At 68.7% G+C, this 19,217-nt stretch carries 15 protein-coding genes; 2 read left to right on the forward strand and 13 right to left on the reverse strand.

The annotated features are described in order from the left end of the window. Window positions 1-15 precede the first annotated feature (15 nt). The gene (locus E3O60_RS03650) at window positions 16-1,002 is read left to right on the forward strand and encodes a response regulator transcription factor (protein ID WP_174776279.1); all 987 of its coding nucleotides are present in this window, start codon (window positions 16-18) and stop codon (window positions 1,000-1,002) included. 110 nt (window positions 1,003-1,112) lie between these two features. On the opposite strand, the gene E3O60_RS03655 is transcribed toward E3O60_RS03650, so the two are convergent. Continuing rightward, complete coding sequence (locus E3O60_RS03655; protein ID WP_134408096.1) at window positions 1,113-1,475, reverse strand: hypothetical protein; 363 nt, start codon at window positions 1,473-1,475, stop codon at window positions 1,113-1,115. Beyond that, on the reverse strand, window positions 1,472-2,905 hold the full coding sequence (locus tag E3O60_RS03660) for a glycosyltransferase (RefSeq protein WP_240632360.1): 1,434 nt from the start codon (window positions 2,903-2,905) through the stop codon (window positions 1,472-1,474). The genes E3O60_RS03655 and E3O60_RS03660 overlap by 4 nt, the downstream gene beginning before the upstream one ends. A gap of 119 nt (window positions 2,906-3,024) precedes the next feature. Here E3O60_RS03660 and E3O60_RS03665 point away from each other — a divergent pair, with 119 nt between their 5' ends. Then, entirely contained in the window at window positions 3,025-3,624 is a 600-nt protein-coding gene (locus tag E3O60_RS03665) for a hypothetical protein (RefSeq protein ID WP_134497168.1), read from the forward strand. 22 nt (window positions 3,625-3,646) lie between these two features. Here E3O60_RS03665 and E3O60_RS03670 read toward each other — a convergent pair whose 3' ends face one another. The 11 genes from E3O60_RS03670 to E3O60_RS03720 form a co-directional block, all read right to left on the reverse strand. Next, window positions 3,647-4,825, reverse strand: a complete 1,179-nt coding sequence (locus E3O60_RS03670) for a GGDEF domain-containing protein (protein ID WP_088455147.1) — start codon at window positions 4,823-4,825, stop codon at window positions 3,647-3,649. A gap of 31 nt (window positions 4,826-4,856) precedes the next feature. Next, entirely contained in the window at window positions 4,857-6,518 is a 1,662-nt protein-coding gene (locus E3O60_RS03675) for a cell wall metabolism sensor histidine kinase WalK (protein WP_134481103.1), read from the reverse strand. Window positions 6,519-6,534: 16 nt separating this feature from the next. Next, complete coding sequence (locus E3O60_RS03680; protein ID WP_088455145.1) at window positions 6,535-8,904, reverse strand: bifunctional diguanylate cyclase/phosphodiesterase; 2,370 nt, start codon at window positions 8,902-8,904, stop codon at window positions 6,535-6,537. Between the two features lie 81 nt (window positions 8,905-8,985). Continuing rightward, window positions 8,986-10,089, reverse strand: coding sequence for an aspartate-semialdehyde dehydrogenase (locus E3O60_RS03685; protein ID WP_088455144.1), 1,104 nt, complete (start codon window positions 10,087-10,089; stop codon window positions 8,986-8,988). A gap of 288 nt (window positions 10,090-10,377) precedes the next feature. After that, window positions 10,378-11,673 (reverse strand): aspartate kinase, encoded by a 1,296-nt coding sequence (locus E3O60_RS03690; protein ID WP_088455143.1) that lies wholly within the window; start codon window positions 11,671-11,673, stop codon window positions 10,378-10,380. Window positions 11,674-11,825: 152 nt separating this feature from the next. Further along, window positions 11,826-12,425 carry a recombination mediator RecR gene (gene recR, locus E3O60_RS03695; RefSeq protein WP_088455142.1) on the reverse strand — a complete coding sequence of 200 codons (600 nt, stop codon included), beginning with the start codon at window positions 12,423-12,425 and terminating at the stop codon, window positions 11,826-11,828. Then, the gene (locus E3O60_RS03700; RefSeq protein ID WP_241993196.1) at window positions 12,426-15,113 is read right to left on the reverse strand and encodes a DNA polymerase III subunit gamma and tau; all 2,688 of its coding nucleotides are present in this window, start codon (window positions 15,111-15,113) and stop codon (window positions 12,426-12,428) included. A gap of 173 nt (window positions 15,114-15,286) precedes the next feature. Next, window positions 15,287-16,045 (reverse strand): ABC transporter ATP-binding protein, encoded by a 759-nt coding sequence (locus E3O60_RS03705; protein ID WP_088455140.1) that lies wholly within the window; start codon window positions 16,043-16,045, stop codon window positions 15,287-15,289. Continuing rightward, window positions 16,042-17,049, reverse strand: coding sequence for an iron chelate uptake ABC transporter family permease subunit (locus E3O60_RS03710; RefSeq protein WP_198415682.1), 1,008 nt, complete (start codon window positions 17,047-17,049; stop codon window positions 16,042-16,044). The genes E3O60_RS03705 and E3O60_RS03710 overlap by 4 nt, the downstream gene beginning before the upstream one ends. Continuing rightward, window positions 17,039-18,058, reverse strand: a complete 1,020-nt coding sequence (locus E3O60_RS03715) for an ABC transporter permease (RefSeq protein ID WP_198414968.1) — start codon at window positions 18,056-18,058, stop codon at window positions 17,039-17,041. The genes E3O60_RS03710 and E3O60_RS03715 overlap by 11 nt, the downstream gene beginning before the upstream one ends. Before the next feature lie 22 nt (window positions 18,059-18,080). Further along, window positions 18,081-19,103 carry a siderophore ABC transporter substrate-binding protein gene (locus tag E3O60_RS03720; RefSeq protein WP_198415683.1) on the reverse strand — a complete coding sequence of 341 codons (1,023 nt, stop codon included), beginning with the start codon at window positions 19,101-19,103 and terminating at the stop codon, window positions 18,081-18,083. Window positions 19,104-19,217 lie beyond the last annotated feature (114 nt).

Raw genomic sequence — 19,217 nt, forward strand, 5'->3', positions numbered from 1 at the left:
GTAATATACTCAGGTATGTCGACGACCGGGGAAATACGCAGGGTAGCGGTCATTATCGAGGACGACGCAGACATCCGCCATCTGCTTGAAGCCGTACTCACCCAGGCCGGGTTCAAGACCATCGCCACGAGCAACGGGCTCGACGGGGTGCGTGCGGTTCGCGCGTACGACCCGATCGTCACCACGCTCGACGTGAGCATGCCGGGCATGGACGGGTTCGAGACCGCCAAGCGGATTCGCGCGTTCAGCGCCACCTACCTCGTGATGCTCACCGCCCGCGACGAAGAGATCGACACGCTGCAGGGCCTGGAGTCCGGCGCCGACGACTACCTCACCAAGCCGTTCCGGCCGCGCGAACTGCGCGCCCGCATCGACGCCATGCTGCGCCGCCCCCGGCTGGCACTGCCGCCGGAGGGTACCGAGGTCATCACCGAGCCCGCCGCCCCCGCGTTCGCACCGGCCGCCGGCGCACAGCTCGCCGCGGAACCCGAGTACACCCCCGCGTACGTTCCGCCGGTCACCGCGCCCGCTCCCCCGGCGGCCGACCTGCCGCCGAGCCTGGCCCCGGTTGCGATGAGCGGGCAGCACGTCGCGACCGTGCCGCTTCCCCAGGCCGGCACCGCCGAATCCGCCAGCAGTGACGCACGCGCCGACGACTGGATCGAGCACAACGGGCTGCGGCTGAGTAACGACATGCGCCTGGCCATGCTCGGCACCACTGAGCTGGACCTGACCCGCACCGAGTTCGACCTGCTGGCCGCACTGCTCGAGTCGAAGCGGCGGGTGCGCAGCAAGGCCGACCTGGCGCTGCTGCTGCGCGGCGAGAGCTACGTGACGTCGTACTACGTGAACGAGGCCGACAAGCGTGCCGTCGAGGCGCACCTGAGCAACCTGCGGCGCAAGCTCGGTGACAGCCTCACCGCCCCGCGCTGGCTGGAGACCGTGCGCGGCGTGGGCTACCGGCTGGCGGCGTCGGATCAGGCCGGGCGCGACTCGTACTAGGGGTCGCTTTCGGGTCGCGGGGTCTCGACAGGCTCGACCGACGGGATGGGCGCGTCTTGTAGGCACGTCGCGGGGTCTCGACAAGCTCGACAGACGAGGCGGGCGGGGGCTTAGCGCTGCAGGGCGAACATGGCGGCCAGGTCGGAGCAGGCCAGCTCGCCGACCTCGTTGAGCCTGGTCATGTGACTCACCGAACCCGCGATATCGCCGTCGCGCAGGGCGTCGTGCATCATCGCGGCGGTGGCCTCCACCGTGACCGCCCCCACCATGGTGCTGCTCGAGCGGATGCTCAGCAACACCACGTGGGCTTCCTCGGCATCCGGGAATCGCTGGGTCAGCGCCACGGCCAGCCGCTTGGACCGGCTGTGCCACAGGTGCACGAAGTCGTGCACAAAGCGGCGCTGCATATTCTGGTCGCCGCCCATCTGGGCGAGCAGTTTGCGCAGGGCGAGGGCCTCGATGTGGGCGCTCACACCCGGTAGCCGCGGTGGCGCTTGATCAGTGTGAAGAACATAGTCAAAGTCTGCAGCACTGTGGTCACTCCAAGGATCGGCCATCCGATCCACAGGATGGTGGACTGGACCATGATGGGTAGCTGCAACCAGATGAACACCATCGCGGCCGCCGCGGCGAGTCCCACTAGGAGGGGTACCAGGTAGGCGTTGCCGGAGCCGCGCTCGGCCTTGGCCTGCTCGGCCCAGTTGTCGACCTGCTTGTTGCTGGCGAATTTGGTCCAGGCGCGCACGAAGTGGCCGATCCGCACCCACATGTAGATCTCGGCGGGGAGGAACCCGATTGCGAAGACGATGTCCTTCCAGGTGCGGCTCTTCATCGACATGGCGGTGCGGAAGTTGAGCAGGATGGCGATGACCGGCGGGATCAGCCAGATCGGGCTGAACACGAACGCGTCGATCGACAGCGAAGCGAACAGCAGGATGAAGAACATCACCCGGGTGATGACGTTGACGATCATCGAGAAGTTCTCGAGCCAGCGCAGGCGCAGGTTGGGGTGGAACGGCTGCCCCTTGGTGTCGCCGCGCTGACCGGGCCACATGAGCTCGATGGCGCCGAAGTTCCACTTGACCTGCTGGGCATCCAGGCCGCGCAGCGTGGTCATGCCGCCCACGTTGGCGCGGGCCTGGGCGCTGATCTTGGTGAGGTAGCCGGCGCTCTTGATCTGCAGCGAGAGCAGGGAGTCCTCCACCTCGCTGTCCTTGACCCACGGGGTGGCCTGGTGGCTGTCGACCATGACCTCGCGCAGGGCCTTGATGGAGAAGATCGAGAACTGGCCGCCGAGCACGGCCATGTTGCGGCCGCGCAGCATGTTCTGCATGTTGAACGCGGCGAACTGGGCGCGCTGGCCGGCGATGAGGAAGCTGGGGACGAGGCCCTGGATCACGGTGTCGTCGATGCTGTAGATCGCGGAGATGCCGCCGACGCGGGTGTCCGAGGCGATCTCGGCCTCGAGCTGCTCGACGGCGTTCGGCGCCGCTGTGGTGTCACCGTCGACGCCGAGCAGGAAATCGCAGCCCTCGATGAGTGAGAAGCCGTAGTTGAGCGCGCCGACCTTCTTGTCGGGGTTGACCCCGATGTCGTGCACGAACACCTCGGTGAACTGCATCACCCCGTCGGTGACGACCTCGTGCGGGCCGGCGTACTGGCTGGCGATCTTCACGGTGTCGTCGGTGGTGTTGTTGACCACCACGTGGATGACGTCGGGCAGCCGGGTCTGGGCCAGCAGCGAGTCGAGCACGCCGGCGATGGAGTCGGCCTCGTTGTACGCGGGAACGATGCAGCCCACGGTGGACCGGTACGTCGGCAGGCCCGCCACCATCGAATTGAACTCGTTGGCGTGGGCATCCGGGCTGGGCGCGGTCTGGGTGGCGTTGTTGCTGTCATTCACAGTCCCCACTGTGTCAGGGCAAAACACGGTCTGACCCCCGGTCGGGGGCAAGGTTTTCACAAGATATGCTCAAGACCAGCGCACCAGCCGCGCGCACCAGTGCACCCCCGGGGGATCCCATGACGACGTCAACCCGTACCCGCCTTGCGGCGCTGGCCTGTGCGGCCGGCCTCACGATTACTCTCGCCGCCTGCGGTCAGGCCCCCTGGGCCGACCTCGAGGCGAGCCCATCCGCGACCCCGAAGGCCAAAGCCACCATCACGGCGATCGAGAACGATTTGGCCACGGGATCGACCCGGCACCAGATCACGGCCGGGGATGCGGCTCTCACCGTGGACTACTCCTCGAGCCTGAACATGGGCGAGTGGACCGCGGGCGCGAACAAGCCCGTGAGCCTCTCCCTCAGCGCCACGCTCGGCACCGACGACGGCCAGGACGTGTTCCTGTCCAAGATGACCGTCATTACGGCCGTCACCGGGCCCACGGGCGCGCTGGAGCCGCCCGCACCCTTCGTGGACCAGACCACCATAGTGCCCGGCTACCTCATGAAGGCGCCGTACAGCTACGGACAGACCTACGTGCTGTCGGCCCTCGACCCGACGGCCACCAGCGTCACACTGTCGTTCACCTACGAGCTGCTCATCCAGACCACGCCCACCTCGGCCTCGTTCGCGAAGCAGACCGCCAGCGACCAGATCACCGTCGCGATCGTGCCCTAGGCCGCCGCCGGCTGTTTCGAGGTTAGGGTTCCCGGGTGACGGCGGCTTCGGTGGTCACGGCGATGTCGTTGCCGCCGCGGCGCTTGACCACGTCGATGGCCCGGCCGGACGCGGCGGTGAGGGCCGCGAGGTCGTACCCGTGGTCGAAGGTGTCCGCGATGCCGAAGCTCGCGGTGAGCCGGATTTTGTAGGACTCCCCCATCGGTCCGTCGACGAGGGCGTTCTGCATCCGCTGCACGATGGTGAGAGCCTCGGTCGCGGATCCGACGGCAGCCAGCACGTAGAAGCGGCCGGCAGCCGGGTGTCCGATCTGCGCCAATAGTGGCGCGCTGCCGCGGAGGGTGTCCGCAAAGCGGGCGATGGCCTCGTCACCGGTGACGCGCCCGAACGCCGTGTTGATCTCGGGGAGGTTGTCGATGTCCGCGCCGATCAGGGCCAGGCCCAGCTCGGCCCGTTCGGCCCGCTGCAGATGGTCGGTGGCGGCCTGCTGGAACGCGGTGCCGGACAGCACGCCCGCGGCCGAATGGATGCCCACGGTGATGTCGCCGACGGCGTTGCTGCCAACCCGCTCCGCGCGCAGGATCGACGTGGCGACGCAGGTCGTCACGATGAGCGCCATGTTGAGGATCGAGGTGGTGCCCGAGTTGAAAAAGGTGATGAAGGTGGCGCTGTCGACGCCGTCCACGGTGAAGACGATGGCGCGGCCGGAGTAGAAGAGGGCGACGACGAAGAGCACGAGCGCGAAGATCCGCCCGTTGACGTTGCGGCGGAGACGGCCGCGCAGGGCCTCGGTGCCACCCAAGGCGCCCATCAGCGCCACGACGAGCCAGAGCGGGGCAGCCCCGGCCCACTCGCCGCCGTCAGCGCCGGGGAGGAGGCTGATGACGCCCACGACCAGGGCCAGGCCCCCCACCACGGCGAAGCCGGAGCCGCGGCCGTTGTAGACCCTGCTGCCCGACCAGAGCGCGCCGACGGCGATGACCAGGGACACGTTGGCGAACGTGATCGACCACCATGCCTCGGCGCTGACGATGTAGACGCCGTAACCGACGGCCACCATGATGCCCGCCACGAACGCGAGGCTCCACAAACGGCCCGGCGGGTCGTTGCGGTTCAGCGCGGTGTTGAAGATGAATGAGACCCCGCACAGGATCGTGATCAACCCACTGATCATCTGCAGGGTGGGTCCGTCTAGGTGCATGTTGTCCCCCGTTGAGCGCGGCGTGCCACGCTCAACCTCTGTTTACCGGGAGCGTGGCGATTGCCGTCGTCCCCTTGCCTTTGGTCGACTCCAGGCGCAGATCGCCGCCGTGTTCGCGCATGATGTCCCGGCTGATGCTCAGGCCCAGTCCCGTGCCGTGCACGCTGGAGCCCCGCACCGAGTCGGCCCGGTAAAACCTGTCGAAGAGGTTGCCCTGTTCGTCTTCGCTCATGCCCCGGCCGGTGTCGGCGACGCGCACCTCGATGCCGCAGGACACCTCCAGCACCTCGACGCTGACCTTGCCGGACTCCACGTTGTACTTGATCGCGTTGGAGAAGATGTTGTCAATCACCTGGCGCAGCCGAAAGGCATCCGCGGTGACCGTGATCGGCGTCAGCTCGGCCAGTTCGAACCGGATGCCGCGTTGCGCGGCGAGCGGCTCGGCCGACTCGACGGCCTCCGTGATGATCGCGGACAGGTCGCAGGGCGCGACGGTGAGCGCCAAACCCTCTTTGGACTCGCTGGCCGCGGTGAGCAGGCCGGAGACGATTTCGAGGAGCCGGTCGGAGTTCTTCGACGCGATCTCGAGCATCCGACGGGTGTCGGGGTCGATCGTCTCGTCGTCGAGAGCGAGTTCGAGGTAGCCCAGGATCGAGGTGAGCGGGGTGCGCAGCTCGTGGGAGACCGAGGCGACGAGGTCGTCCCTGGCCTGCACGGCCCGCACCTCGGCGGTGACGTCGCGGGTCACGATCACGCCGCCGTCGTACCGACCGGTGTGGTCGTGGATGGGCCGGGCCGACACGAGCACGGCGGCCTGCGGCTGGTCGGGGGAACCCAGCCACACCGTGACCCTGTCAACGGTTTCACCGCGGATGGCGCGCTGGGTGGGCCGGTCGGGACCGTCGAAGGGCGTGACACCGTCCTCCTTGTAGACGATGGTGGCCAGGCCGATGCCGTCGCTGACGCCGAACCGGGTCAGCATGGACCGCTGGGCCCGGTTGACGAAGTTGACCCGTCCGTCGCTGTCGTAGCCGACCACACCGAAGTCGACGGTGTTGAAGATCTCGTCGAGGGTCTGCTCCTGGCGCCGGGAGCGCTGCAGGGCCGCCTCGAACAGACCGGCCTGTTGGGTGAGCAGCACCCGCTGGGCCAGCGCTCGCCGGTTGGTGGTGTAGGTGACGGAGGCCACGAACGCGAGCATGATCGTCACGACGGCCAGCAGCGGCGCCTGCGAGGTGGCATAGCCGGTGGCGTTGTTCGGGTCGGTGAAGAGCTTCAACGGCAGGCCGGCCCAGAGCAGCACGCTGGCGAAGATGACACTGCCGGCGGCGCCGGCCTGACCGAAGTGGGTCGACAGCCAGATCACCGGGAACACCAGCAGGAAGCTGACGCCGAGCTGCGGCTGCGCCTCGCGCGCCAGGGTGAGCCCGACGATGTCGAGCAGTGGCAGGACGATGATCCAGATCTTGGGCAGCCGGCGCCAGGGCACGGCGGCGGCCAGTCCGGTGGTAGCGAAGATGACCATGACGCCGAGGAAGTAGAGCGGCTCCACGAACATTGACGCGTCCTTGGCGACCGTGACCGCGACGAGCAGCAGGGTGGCCGCGGCCAGGAGCAGCTGGGAGAGGAAAACGGACCGCTCAACGCGCTCCCGCACGCCGACGTGCGGCAACCTCAAACTCTGCTCGACCATACTGCGACCCTAGCGTTCAGAGGGGGAGCTCAGACGCGGCGCGCACGGGCAGTACCGCGGCAGCCCCGAACTCTTCGAGGCGGGCGAGGGTCTTTTCAAAACTGCGCGGCACGCCGTAGTGGAAACCCTGGGCGCTGCGGATGCCCAACGCGGAGAGATGGGTGGCCATCGCCTCGTTCTCGACACCCTCCACGATCATCGAATACTCGAGGTTGTCACCGAAGCCCTGCAGGGCCGTGAGCACCTCACGCTGGCGCACATCGTCGAGGTCGTCGACGAGGCTCTTGTCGATCTTGAGGATGTCCATCGGCATCCGCACCAGCGCGTCGACCGAGGAATCCTGGGAGCCGTAGTCGTCCAGGGCGATCATGATGCCGATGTCGCGGAGGTGGTCGGCCTGGGCGCGCACCGCGGTGGACACCCGGGCGACAGAGCGTTCGTTGAGTTCGAGGCAGAGCGAGATGCCCGGGTAGCGGTCAGCCAGTTCTTCGACGAAGCTGCCGACCCGCTGCGGCAGGATCTGGCCGGCCTCGACGTTGATGGTCATGCAGACGATGCGCGGTTCGATCAGGCGGAAGTCCGCAGCGGCGGCCATCGCCTTCAGGGCCACCTGGCGGGTGAGCGCGTCGAGCCGGCCGAGGCTCTTGGCCTTCTCCACCAGCGACGGCGGTGACAACGGGCCGAGCTCGGGGTCGGAGTACCGCACCAGCGCCTCGAAGGCCCAGATCTGGCCGGTGACCAGGCTCACGATCGGCTGGAAGGCCAGTTCGAGCAGGTCTTCGTCGATGGCGCGAGCGACGATGTCGTTCATCTGCGACGAGCGGTGCCCGGAGATGTTGATGCTGCTCTCGTTGGCCGGGCCGCCGCGGCGGCGGGACTTCTTGATCGCGAGCATGCTGCGGTCGGCGTCGCGCAGCAGCTGGTTGACATCCGTCTCGCGGTGCGCGGAGTAGGCCAGACCGATGCTGAGGATCGGGTTGAGCACGGTGCCACTGACGGCGAGGGGCTCGCCGGTGGCCTCCATGATGTTCTCGGCCAGCAGCTTCGCCTCGGCCAGCGACGACAGCCGGGTGAGGATGACGACGAACTCGTCACCGCCGACGCGGGCGACGACGTCGTAGGGGCGGATGACGGCGCTGAGTCGACGACCGATCTCACTGAGAATCTCATCGCCGGCCTGGTGGCCGTAGCGGTCGTTCATCCGTTTGAAGTCGTCGAGGTCGATGAACAGCACGGCCAGCGCCTCGGAGTAGTCGCGGTGGTCGTTGATGTTGGCCAGGGCATCCTGGAAGGCACCATAGTTGGGCAGCCCGGTGAGCGGGTCGGTGTTGGCGCGGATGGTGAGGCCGCCGATGCTCTCCCGGGCGGCGTAGACCACGTCGGCGGTGTGCGCGAGGGCCTGCAGGGCGCGTCGGTCATCCCCGGTGAACGGGTAGTCCATCACGTCGCGGCGGGCCACCAGGTATTGGCCGAGCGCGCCGATCGACAGCGGGGCGTCGATCTCGCCCAGGCCGGCCGGCTCGTGCCGGATGCCGGCGGATTCGACGCCCACCGTGGCGATGGCGGCGCGACGCAGCACGCTGGCGAGGTCGACGCTGCTGCTGGCCGGGCTGATGGTGATGGGCGTGGCCTGCCCGCCGGACTTGACGAAGTGGTTCGTGGCGTTGAGGTCGATGACTCCGTCGACTACGCCGGCCAGGCGGCGGCGCATCGCCTTGGCGCGTACGAGCAGGATCGTGCCGACGCCGACGATCGCGAGGGGCACCAGGGTGACGGCGGTGGCGAGGGTATCGGTGCGGGTGTCGAAGAACGGATGCGTCCACTGGCTGATCAGTGAGCAGAACCCGGCGAACCCGCCGCCGATCAGGGCCAGGCGGGCCACCGAGTAGTGACGTCCTGGGCCAAGGTCGAGGCTGGGCCGGTCGAACCGCCGGCGGAGGGCCTCCAGGACCACCACCGTGGTGAGGTAGGCGACCGCTGCGGCGGCTGTTGCGCCGGCGGCGGTCACATCGAGGGACTTGAGCAGGCCGAGGACGCCCGCGAACGCGGCACCGCCCAGGCCCGTGAGCCCGGCCGCGTACAACGCCAATTCGGGCCGGTGGGCGCGGACCCAGACCACGATCAGAACGCCCAGGCAGACCAAGCCCACCGACATCAGCGGCGCGAAGACCGGGTCGAGAGCCAGGACGACCACGATGGGCAGGCTGACCACCGGGCTACGGTGCGGCACCGTGCCCAGCCGGAGCCGGGGGATCTCGAGGACGCCCGTGACGGCCACGGCCATCAGGGCGATGAACAGGTGTTCAGCGTTGCCGCCGAGTACGAGCTGGATGAGTGCTGAGCCGATGAGCGCCAGCGCGGTCGCCGCGAATACGGCGAAAGCCACCCGGCTCCCGGTTCCTGCTGCCCTGATCGTCTCCACAAGCTCTGACAATAGCGGAGCGGACCCGGCGGCGTGCCCGCGGGGCTATCCGATGTCGACGTGGGTCGCGAGTTTCGCGGCGATGAGCTCGGCGATCTGCACCGCGTTCAGCGCCGCACCCTTGCGCAGGTTGTCGTTGCTGATGAACAGCGCCAGGCCGCGGCCGTTGGGCACGCCGGGGTCCTGACGGATGCGGCCCACGAAGCTCGGGTCGGCGCCGGCGGCCTCCAGCGGCGTCGGGATGTCGCTCAGCTGCACGCCGGGCGCGTCACTGAGCAGCTCGGTGGCGCGGGCGACGGAGATCGGCTTGCTGAATTCGACGTTGATCGACAGCGAGTGGCCGGTGAAGACCGGCACCCGCACGCAGGTGCCGCTGACGAGAAGCTCGGGCAGCTGGAGGATCTTGCGGCTCTCGTTGCGGAGCTTCTTCTCCTCATCGGTCTCGAACAGACCGTCGTCGACGATCGACCCGGCCAGCGGGATGACGTCGAACGCGATCGGCCGCTTGTAGATGGTGGGCTCGGGCATGCTCACCGAGGAGCCGTCGTGTACCAGCTGGAAGAGGTTGTCGTCGCCGGCCGCGGCGCGGATCTGGCTGGCCAGCTCCTGGGCGCCGGCCAGGCCGCTGCCGGAGACCGCCTGGTAGGTGCTCACGATGAGCCGTTCGAGGCCGGCCTCGTCGTGCAGCACCTTGAGCACAGGCATGGCGGCCATGGTGGTGCAGTTCGGGTTGGCGATGATGCCCTTGACGGCCTGGTCGATGGCTTCCGGGTTGACCTCGCTGACCACCAACGGCACGTCGGGGTCCATCCGCCAGCCCGACGAGTTGTCGACCACGGTGACGCCGGCCGCGGCGAACCGGGGCGCCTGGCTCTTGGACAGGGTGGCGCCGGCGGAGAAGATCGCGACGTCGAGTCCGGTGGGGTCGGCGGTGGAGGCGTCTTCCACGACGATCCGCTCACCCTTGTAGGGCAGCACGGTGCCGGCGGAGCGCGCGGACGCGAAGTAGCGGATGCTGGCGACCGGGAAGTCGCGCTCCTCGAGCAGGCGCCGCACGACGGCGCCGACCTGGCCGGTGGCGCCGACGACGCCGATGTTGATCCCGGCGCGGCGGGGTGCTGCGGTGCTGGTGGCTGCGGTGCTGGTCACTGTGTGGTCCTTACTCAGTCAAGTCTGGTGCGGGTCGGTCTCGTGCCGGGATGCGCATAACTCCTGCAATTCTCCCCGGTTGGAGCCCAAACGGGACAAAACAGGGGTTTTTGGCAGAAATTGCAGGAGTTATGCCGGGGGTGCGCGGGTTTTGGCATCCGGTGGGCTGGCGGGCCGGTGGGTGCCCGCGGGGTTCAACTGTTGCCGATGCGGACAAATGGTGCCGGCGTACCGGGCGCAGAAGTCCGCATGGGCAACAGTTGGCTGCCGTGCGGGCGGGACGGGGCCTTAGCGGCCGGTGCCGCCGTGCACGACGGCGTCGTCGTCGCTGTCGAGCCCGAAGGCCGTGTGCACCACGCGCAGGGCCTGGTTGATGGTGTCGGCGCGGGTGACAACGGAGATGCGGATCTCGCTGGTGGAGATCATCTCGATGTTGATGCCGGCCTCGAACAGCGACTCGAACAGCTTCGCCGAGACCCCGGTGTTGGTGCGCATCCCGGCGCCGACCAGGGCGAGCTTGCCGATCTGGTCGTCGTACTGCAGGCCGGCGAAACCGACGTTGGCCTGCTCGTTGGTGAGCGCGGTGAGTACCTGCTGGCCCTCCGACTTGGGCAGGGTGAACGAGATGTCGGTCAGACCGGTGGATGCGGCCGACACGTTCTGCACGATCATGTCGACGTTGGCGTTGGTCTTGGCGACGATCTTGAAGATCTGCGCGGCCTTGCCGGGAATGTCGGGGACACCGACGACGGTGACCTTGGCCTCACTGAGGTCGGCGGCGACCCCCGCGATGATGGGCTCTTCCACGGGCTCTCCATTCAATATTTCGGTGGCGTACGGGCTGGTGGCGCCCGGGTTGTAGACAATGGTGCCGGTGTTGTTGTTGAACGACGACCGCACGTGCAGCGTGACCCCGTGCCGGCGGGCATATTCCACGGCGCGAATGTAGAGCACCTTGGCGCCGGCGGCGGCGAGCTCGAGCATCTCTTCACTGGAGACCCGCTCGAGCTTGTGCGCCTTGGGGACCACGCGAGGGTCGGCGCTGAAGATGCCGTCGACATCCGTGTAGATCTCGCAGATGTCAGCGCCGAGCGCGGCGGCGAGGGCGACGGCGGTGGTGTCGGAGCCGCCGCGGCCGAGGGTGGTGATGTCCTTGGTGTCGCGGTTGAAGCCCTGGAAACCGGCGACGATGGCGATGGCGCCCTCGTCGAGGGCATCCCGCAGGCGTCCGGGGGTGACGTCGACGATGCGGGCGGCGCCGTGCTGGGCATCCGTGATCATGCCGGCCTGGCTGCCGGTGAACGAGCGGGCGTCGTAGCCCATGCTCTTGATCGCCATGGCCAGCAGGGCCATGGAGATGCGCTCGCCGGCGGTGAGCAGCATGTCGAGCTCGCGGGGCGCCGGGATCGGGGTGACCTCGTGGGCGAGGTCGAGCAGCTCGTCGGTGGAGTCGCCCATCGCGGAGACGGCCACGACGATGTCGTTGCCGGCTTTCTTGGTGTCGACAATGCGTTTGGCAACGCGTTTGATGCTCTCGGCGTCGGCAACGGATGATCCGCCGAACTTCTGCACGATCAGGCTCACGTGGGCACTCCTGGCTTCCGGGTACGCGGCGACATCCCGCGCTCCCATCCTAAATGCGTTCGTATTCTCGGGCGTTCATGTGACGCCGTGTGCGAGGCGGGGTGGCGTGGGGCTCCCGGGGCGCGGCGGAGCCCGGGCGACCGGGCGGAGCGCTAGCTGGTGACGGTGCGGCGGCCCTCGAAAGCACGGCCCAGGGTGACCTCGTCGGCGTACTCCAGGTCGCCGCCGACGGGCAGGCCAGAGGCCAGGCGGCTGACCTTGATGTCGAGGGTGGTCAGCAGGCGGGAGAGGTAGGTGGCGGTGGCCTCGCCCTCGAGGTTGGGGTCGGTGGCGATGATGACCTCCTGCACAGTGTTGTCGGCGAGGCGCGTCATCAGCTGACGGATGCGCAGGTCGTCGGGGCCGATGCCGTCGATGGGGCTGATCGCCCCGCCGAGCACGTGGTAGAGACCCTTGAACTCGCGGGTGCGCTCGATGGCGACGACGTCCTTGGCCTCTTCGACCACGCAGATCGAGGTGGGGTTGCGGCGCGGGTCGCGGCAGATCATGCAAGTGTCCTGCTCGGACACGTTGCCGCAGATCTCGCAGAACTTCACCTTGTCGCGCACCTCGAGCAGCACGTTGGCCAGGTGGGTCACGTCGAAGTTCTTGGTCTGCAGGATGTGGAACGCGATGCGCTGCGCCGACTTGGGGCCGATGCCGGGCAGCCGGCCGAGCTCGTCGATGAGTTCCTGAACGATGCCTTCGTACATTTAGTTATCGTTCCTCTGTCGCGAGATCGGGTCGTGCGGTTGTTCCTCGATGAAGGTGGCGCCGAGGATCTCGCGCACCACGGCCTCGCCGTAGCGCTGCTTCTCGGCGAACGCGGGCGAACGCCGGCCGGGGGCTTGCTGGCGGGGAGCCTGCTGGCCTGGGGCCTGCTGGGTGGCCGGCCGGGTGCCACGGGGCGGTTCCGGGGGTGCGGCGAACTGCTGCGGGTCCGGCGGAAGGTCGTCGTAGGGCGGCGGCTCCTCGTCGAAGGGGGGCTCGAAGTCGGGCTCGGGCGCGTAGTCGTAGGACGGCGCGGACTGCGCGGACTGCGGCGCAGACTGCGACGTGGCAGATGTGGGTGCGGCGGCTGGTGCTGACGACGGTGCGGTGTCGGCCGGGGCGCTCCTGGCGTCCGGGGTGCCGGCGGGGGCGGAAGGTCTGCCGGTGGGGGCGGAGGGTGTGCCGGTGGGGGCGCTGGTGGGTGCACTGGTGGATGCACTGCCGGGTGCCCCGAGGACGGGCGGGACAACGATGGGTTCACCGGCCGCGGTCTCGGCAGCGGCCAGGGCGGCAGCGGATCCGGGGATGACCACGGTGGCCCAGCCTGTGGAGGTGGCCGGCGGTGCGAGGGTCGCCGTCGCGGTGCCGGTGGATGTGGCCGATGCCGGGCCGGTACCAGAGGTGGAGCTGGAGGTGGCATCGCCGGACGGGCCGCCGAAGACGGCGGGACCGGACGAAGGCAGATCGACAGCGGCCGAGGTCGGCGTGGTGCTCGTCGCGGAGGCAGCGGGCGCTGACCCTGTCGTCGAGGCGGTTGGCGTCGCGCCGGCCGGGGAGTTCCCCTCCTGGCCTTGCCCTGCTGCGGACGAGTTACCCTGGCGCACCGGGGCAGCTGGTCCGGAGGTGGGCACCTCGGCAGAGGACGCGGGTGCGGAAGTGGGCGCGAAGGTTTCGGAGTCGGCGCGGGCGATGAACTTCACCCGCAGGCCGAGCACCTTCACGATGGCGCCGCGGAGGAACTCGCTGACGCCCTGGCCTGGAGCCTGCTGAGCTTTGAAGCCCTGCATGTCCTGCTCGCTGGGGAAGGACAGCACCAGAATGTCCTCGCCGCGCAGATCGAGCACGCGGGCGGTGTAGACCACGAGCCAGGCGCTGAGCTTGACCTCCTTGACGGCCTCGAGGATCTGGGGCCAGGCGTCCTTGATCTGGGCCAGGGTGACCGGACCGACGGGCACGACGGGGGCGGCGGGCGGCGGCGTCTCGGCGGTCGGATCGGGACGGTCGGCTTGGGCGCGATCGGGGCTCACGTCGGCAGCCGGGCTGGTGGCGACCGCCGCGGCGGGCTCGACCAGCATGGCAGCGGGGGTGCCCGGCGTCCGGGTGGCCCAGCCTGGGGCGGCTGGAGGGACGGTCGTCACAGCCGGCGTGGTCGCGACCGGAGGGGAAACCTGTGCGGCCGGGGTGCGCGGGGCCGATGCCGCGGCCGGGGTGCGCGGCGCCGGTGCAGCAGCCGGGGTGCGTGGGGCCGTGGCGGCGGGAGCGGGCTCAGCCGGCGCATCCGTGCTGCCGCCGTCGACGCCGATGCGGCGTTCGAGACGTTCGACGCGGGCGAGGGCGCCGCGGGTGCTGTCGTCGGCGGCGGGGATGAGCACGCGCGCGATCATCAGCTCGAGGTGCAGGCGCGGCGAGGTGGCGCCCGTCATCTCGGTGAGGGCGGCGTTGAGGATGTCGGCGGTGCGGCTCAGCTCGGCGGGACCGAACTTGGACGCCTGCACGTGCATACGGTCGAGTTCGTCCTGCGGCACGCCGCGGAGCACGGCCGCGGCGGCGGCGGCGCTCGTGGCGGCAACGATGATGAGGTCGCGCATGCGCTCGAGCAGGTCTTCGACGAAGCGGCGGGGATCCTGACCGGTCTGGATGACGCGGTCGACGGCGTCGAACGCGGCCGAGGAGTTGCGGGCGGCGATGGAGTCGATGGCGTCGTCGAGCAGGGTCGCGTGGGTGTAGCCGAGCAGTGCCACGGCGCGCTCGTACTCGATCGCGTCGGTCTCGGAGCCGGCCATGAGCTGGTCGAGCAGCGAGAGGGTGTCGCGGGGCGAGCCGCCGCCGGCACGCACCACGAGCGGCAGCACGCCGGGCGCCACGGTCATGTTCTCGCTGTCGCAGAGCTGCTGCACGTAGTCGAGCATGGGCGCCGGCGGCACCAGCCGGAACGGGTAGTGGTGCGTGCGCGAACGGATGGTGCCGATGACCTTCTCGGGCTCGGTGGTGGCGAAGATGAACTTCACGTGTTCCGGCGGCTCTTCCACGATCTTCAGCAGCGCGTTGAAGCCCTGCGGGGTGACCATGTGCGCCTCGTCGAGGATGAAGATCTTGTAGCGGTCGCGGGCCGGCGCGAAGATAGCGCGTTCGCGGATGTCGCGGGCGTCGTCGACACCGTTGTGGCTGGCCGCGTCGATCTCGACCACATCGAGCGAGCCGCTGCCGTCGCGGGAGAGCTCAACGCAGCTGGGGCAGACGCCGCAGGGGGTGTCGGTGGGGCCCTCTGCGCAGTTGAGGCAGCGGGCGAGGATGCGGGCGGAGGTGGTCTTGCCACAGCCGCGGGGTCCGCTGAAGAGGTAGGCATGATTGACCCTGTTGGTGCGCAGGGCGGTCATGAGCGGATCGGTCACCTGGGACTGACCGATCATTTCGGCAAAAGTCTCTGGCCGGTAACGGCGATACAGGGCGGTAACCACGAGGTCAATCGTACTTGCTGCCACTGACACCCCGGGTGGATGGTGCACAGGGCGGCGGAGGCGCATCCGCCCGGCTCGGCCGGCGGTACCTAAAGGCGAGCGCGGCTGGGGCGAGCCCGCGCGGATCAGGAGTAGTAGAGGGCGACCGGGCGGCCGTCGATCTGGCGCACGTCGACCTTGGTGTCGTAGACCGCCTCGAGAACCTCCGGGCGCATGATCTCGGCCGCGGCGGCATCCGCCACGACCCGGCCATCGCGGATGGCGACGATGCGGTCGGAGTAGGTGGCGGCGAAGTTGATGTCGTGCAGCACCACGATGACACGTTTGCCGAGCTCGTCGGCCATTCGGCGCAGCAGCTTCATGATCTCGGTCATATGGCGCAGGTCGAGGTTGTTCAGCGGCTCGTCGAGCAAGATGTACTTGGTGTCCTGCGCGAGCACCATCGCGATGAACGCCCGCTGCCGTTGCCCGCCGGAGAGCTCGTCGAGGAACCGGTTGCGAAAGTCATCAAGCTCGAGGTAGTCGATGGCCCGGTCGACGTGGTCGCGGTCGGTGACCGTGAGTCGCCCCTTCGAGTGCGGGAAACGGCCGAACTCGACGAGGTCGTGCACGGTGAGGCGCGCGGCGATGTGGTTGTCCTGACGGAGCACGGCGAGGGTCTTCGCGAGGTCGCTCGACCGGGCGGTGGCCACGTCCGAACCGTCCACGGCGACGCTGCCCGCCTCGGGACGGATGAGGCGCCCCACGACACCGAAGAGGGTTGACTTGCCGGCACCGTTGGGGCCGATGAGCGCGGTCACCCCCTCAGCACCGAACGCGATGCTCACCTCATCGAGCACGGTGTGACCGTTGTAGCGCTTGCTGACGCCGTCGAGCACGATCATCGCGCCCCCTTTCGCAGAACCAGGTAGAGGAAGAAGAGCCCGCCGGCGAACTCGATGATCATCGAGAGGCTGCCGCCGAGGTTGAACACCTGCTCGAGCACGATCTGCCCGCCGAGCAGGCAGATCACCCCGATGAGCACGGCCGTCGGCAGCGTCCACACGTGGCGGAAGGTGCCGGCGTAGGAGTACGCGAGGTTAGCGACGATGAGGCCGAAGAACAGGATCGGCCCGACCAGAGCGGTCGACGCGGCGATCATCACCGACACGATGGTGAACAGCATCAGCAGAGTGCGCCGATGGTTCACCCCCAGTCCGACCGCCGCCGGCTCCCCCAGGGTCAACACATCGAGGATGCGCAGCAATGGCAGGACGGCGGCGCAGGCGAGCAGCACGACGGCGCCGGTGAGCAGCAACAGGGTCTCGTCGGGGCGGGTCAGCGACGCGAACATCGCGTCGGAGAGCACCTGGAAGTCCAGCGGGTCGAGCATCCGCTGCATCCACTCGGTGAAGCTGCGGAAAAAGGTGCCCAGCACAATGCCGACCAGCAGCATCAGGTGGATCGAGCGGCGTTTGCCGCCGAACAGCCAGGTGAACAGGAACACGCTGAACGCCACCATCACCACGACCTGTACGAGCCAGAGGGTGAGTGGGTCGGCGCCCAGGAACGACGCCGAGCCGAAGAAGAACACGATCACCGTGGAGATGAGCACGTAGAAGGCGTCGAACCCCATGATCGACGGGGTGAGGATGCGATTCTGTGTGATGGTGTGGAACACCACGGTGGACACGCCCACCGCGGTGGCGACGAGCAGCATGGCGAGCACGGTGAGGCTGCGGATCTTGACCGCGAAGGCCAACGAGCCGGGCACATCCGTGAAGAAATACACCGCGACCAGGGCGAGCGCCACGATCGCGAGCAGGGCCAACCGCAGCCCGGGGCGGGCCCAGAGCGGGCCGAGCCGGGCGGGCGCCGGCGTGCGGCCGGTGACGGCGTCAGTGAGCACGACCCCTCCTTCGCAGTAACAGCCAGAGGAACAGGGCGGCGCCGATGATGCCCACGATGACCGACAGCGGGATCTCGTAGGGGAAGCGCACCACCCGGGCGACGATGTCGCAGGCGATCACGAACACGGCGCCGAGGCCGGCGATCCACGGGATGGACCGACGCGCGTTGTCGCCGATGATGAGGCTGACCACATTGGGCACCACCAGGCCGAGGAACGGGATCACCCCGGAGGTCACGAGGACCGACGCCGTGATGAGGGCGACGATGACCATGCCCACGGCCACGACGCGGCGGTAGTCGAGGCCGAGGTTGGTGGCGAAGTCCTCGCCCATGCCGATGACGCTGAACCGGTCCGCGGCGAACCAGGCCACGACCACCATGGCCCCGGCGATCCAGACGAACTCGTAGCGGCCCTGCATCACCGAGGCGAAACTGCCCTGTGACCACTGCCCGAGCGACTGGAGCAGGTCGAGCCGATACGCGAAGAACACCGTGACCGACCCGACGATGCCGCCGAGCATGATGCCCACCAACGGCACGAGCACCAGCTGGCGCACGGGCACCGCGCGCACGACCCTCAGGAACACCCAGGTGCCCAGCAGCCCGAACACCGCGGCGACGGCCATCTTGCCGACCACCGCCATCCCGGGCCAGAAAACGGTGCTGATCAGCATTCCGAGTGTGGCGAATTCGGTGACCCCGGTGGTGCCGGGCTCGACGAACCGGTTGCGCACCAGCATCTGCATGATCAGGCCGGCGATGCCCAGGGACGCGCCGGCCAGGAGAACGGCGACGGTGCGTGGGATGCGGCTGGTCACCAGGAGGAACGCCGCACTGCTGTCGGGCCCGCCGGTGAGCAGCGCAAGCGGCGAGACATCGGAGACCCCGATGAACAGGCTCGCGCTCGCAAGGATCACGAGGATGGTGCCAATGAGCACCCCCACCCCGGTGCGCCGCGGACGGGCGGGCACCGGGGTGGGGGTGCGACGGGTGAGGAGGTCGGTCACAGTGTGCGGGCGATCCCGGGGGTCACTCGGCGATCTGCAGGACGTCGTCGATCATCAGCTGCGTGGTGGTGATGCCGCCGAACACGATGTACCAGGCGGTGGGGTCGAGGTAGACGATCTGGTCTTGCTGCGCGGCGGTGGTCTGCTTGACGATCGGGTTGTCGAGAACGGTCGCGGCCGCCTGGGCGTCCTCGGTGCCGGTCGCGGCGTCACGGTCCACGACCCAGAGGTAGTCGGGGTTCTGCTCGAGCAGGAACTCGAACGAGACCGGCTCACCGTGGGTGGCCGCCTCGATCTCTTCGACGACGGGCGTGACGCCGAACACGTCGTAGATCAGCCCGCCGCGGGCGTTGCGCCCGGTGGCGTCGGCGCCGGCGGGGGCCATGGCGTTGAGCTTGCCGCCGGAGACCATCAGGCCCAGGCCGGTGCCGGCATCCGCCGTCACGGCCTGTGCGTCGTCGATACCGGCCTCGAGGTCGGCCAGGGCGGCCGCGGCCTCGTCCTGAGCGCCGAGCACCTCACCGAGGAACTCGGTGTTGCGCTCGAGAGTCTCGAGGAACGAGCCGCTGATGCTCAGGTCGACGGTGGGCGCGATCGCGCTGAGGTCTTCGTAGAGCGCCGCCGAGCGGCCGCCGATGACGATGAGGTCGGGCTGCTCTGCCTCGATCGCGATGAGGTCGGCCTCGAAGAGTGTGCCCGCGTTGAATGCTTCGCTGGTCAGGTGCTCCCGCAGGTAGTCGGGCACCGAGTCCAGCGGGGCGCCGGAGATCTCGCCGCCGAGGGCTCCGATGGTGTCGAGGCTGGCCATGTCGAACACCACGATGTTCTGGGGGTTGGTGGGCACCTCGACCGTGGTCGCCTCGTACTGCGGGTCTTCGCCTTCGCCGGCGATATTGCGGTCCCACGAGAACGACACCGTCGTGGCCGCGGGGGTTGCGGCGGTGCCGGCAGTGCCGGCGTCGGCCTCGGTTGACGCGCAACCGCCGAGGATCAGCGCGGAGGCCAGGGCGAACGAGAGGGTCGCGAGAGGGCGGGTGAGGGACATCGGCGGGGCCTCCTGGGGCACTTAGGTTAGGCAATCCTTACTGGACCTTGGTTAGGGTAACCTAAGCACTCCGGGATTGTCCAATGCGCACCCATGGCGCCGGGCCTTCCGGAC

Origin of the sequence: Cryobacterium sp. TMB1-7, assembly GCF_004402435.1 — a bacterium.
Classification (GTDB): Bacteria; Actinomycetota; Actinomycetes; order Actinomycetales; family Microbacteriaceae; genus Cryobacterium; species Cryobacterium zongtaii.

Excerpts from the sequence above, each read along its gene's own strand:
- E3O60_RS03650 (WP_174776279.1), top strand. The coding sequence starts at position 16 with ATGTCGACGACCGGGGAAATACGCAGGGTAGCGGTCATTATCGAGGAC.
- E3O60_RS03665 (WP_134497168.1), top strand. The coding sequence starts at position 3,025 with ATGACGACGTCAACCCGTACCCGCCTTGCGGCGCTGGCCTGTGCGGCC.
- E3O60_RS03670 (WP_088455147.1), bottom strand. The coding sequence starts at position 4,825 with ATGCACCTAGACGGACCCACCCTGCAGATGATCAGTGGGTTGATCACG.
- E3O60_RS03675 (WP_134481103.1), bottom strand. The coding sequence starts at position 6,518 with ATGGTCGAGCAGAGTTTGAGGTTGCCGCACGTCGGCGTGCGGGAGCGC.
- recR (WP_088455142.1), bottom strand. The coding sequence starts at position 12,425 with ATGTACGAAGGCATCGTTCAGGAACTCATCGACGAGCTCGGCCGGCTG.
- E3O60_RS03700 (WP_241993196.1), bottom strand. The coding sequence starts at position 15,113 with ATGATCGGTCAGTCCCAGGTGACCGATCCGCTCATGACCGCCCTGCGC.
- E3O60_RS03705 (WP_088455140.1), bottom strand. The coding sequence starts at position 16,045 with ATGATCGTGCTCGACGGCGTCAGCAAGCGCTACAACGGTCACACCGTG.
- E3O60_RS03720 (WP_198415683.1), bottom strand. The coding sequence starts at position 19,103 with ATGTCCCTCACCCGCCCTCTCGCGACCCTCTCGTTCGCCCTGGCCTCC.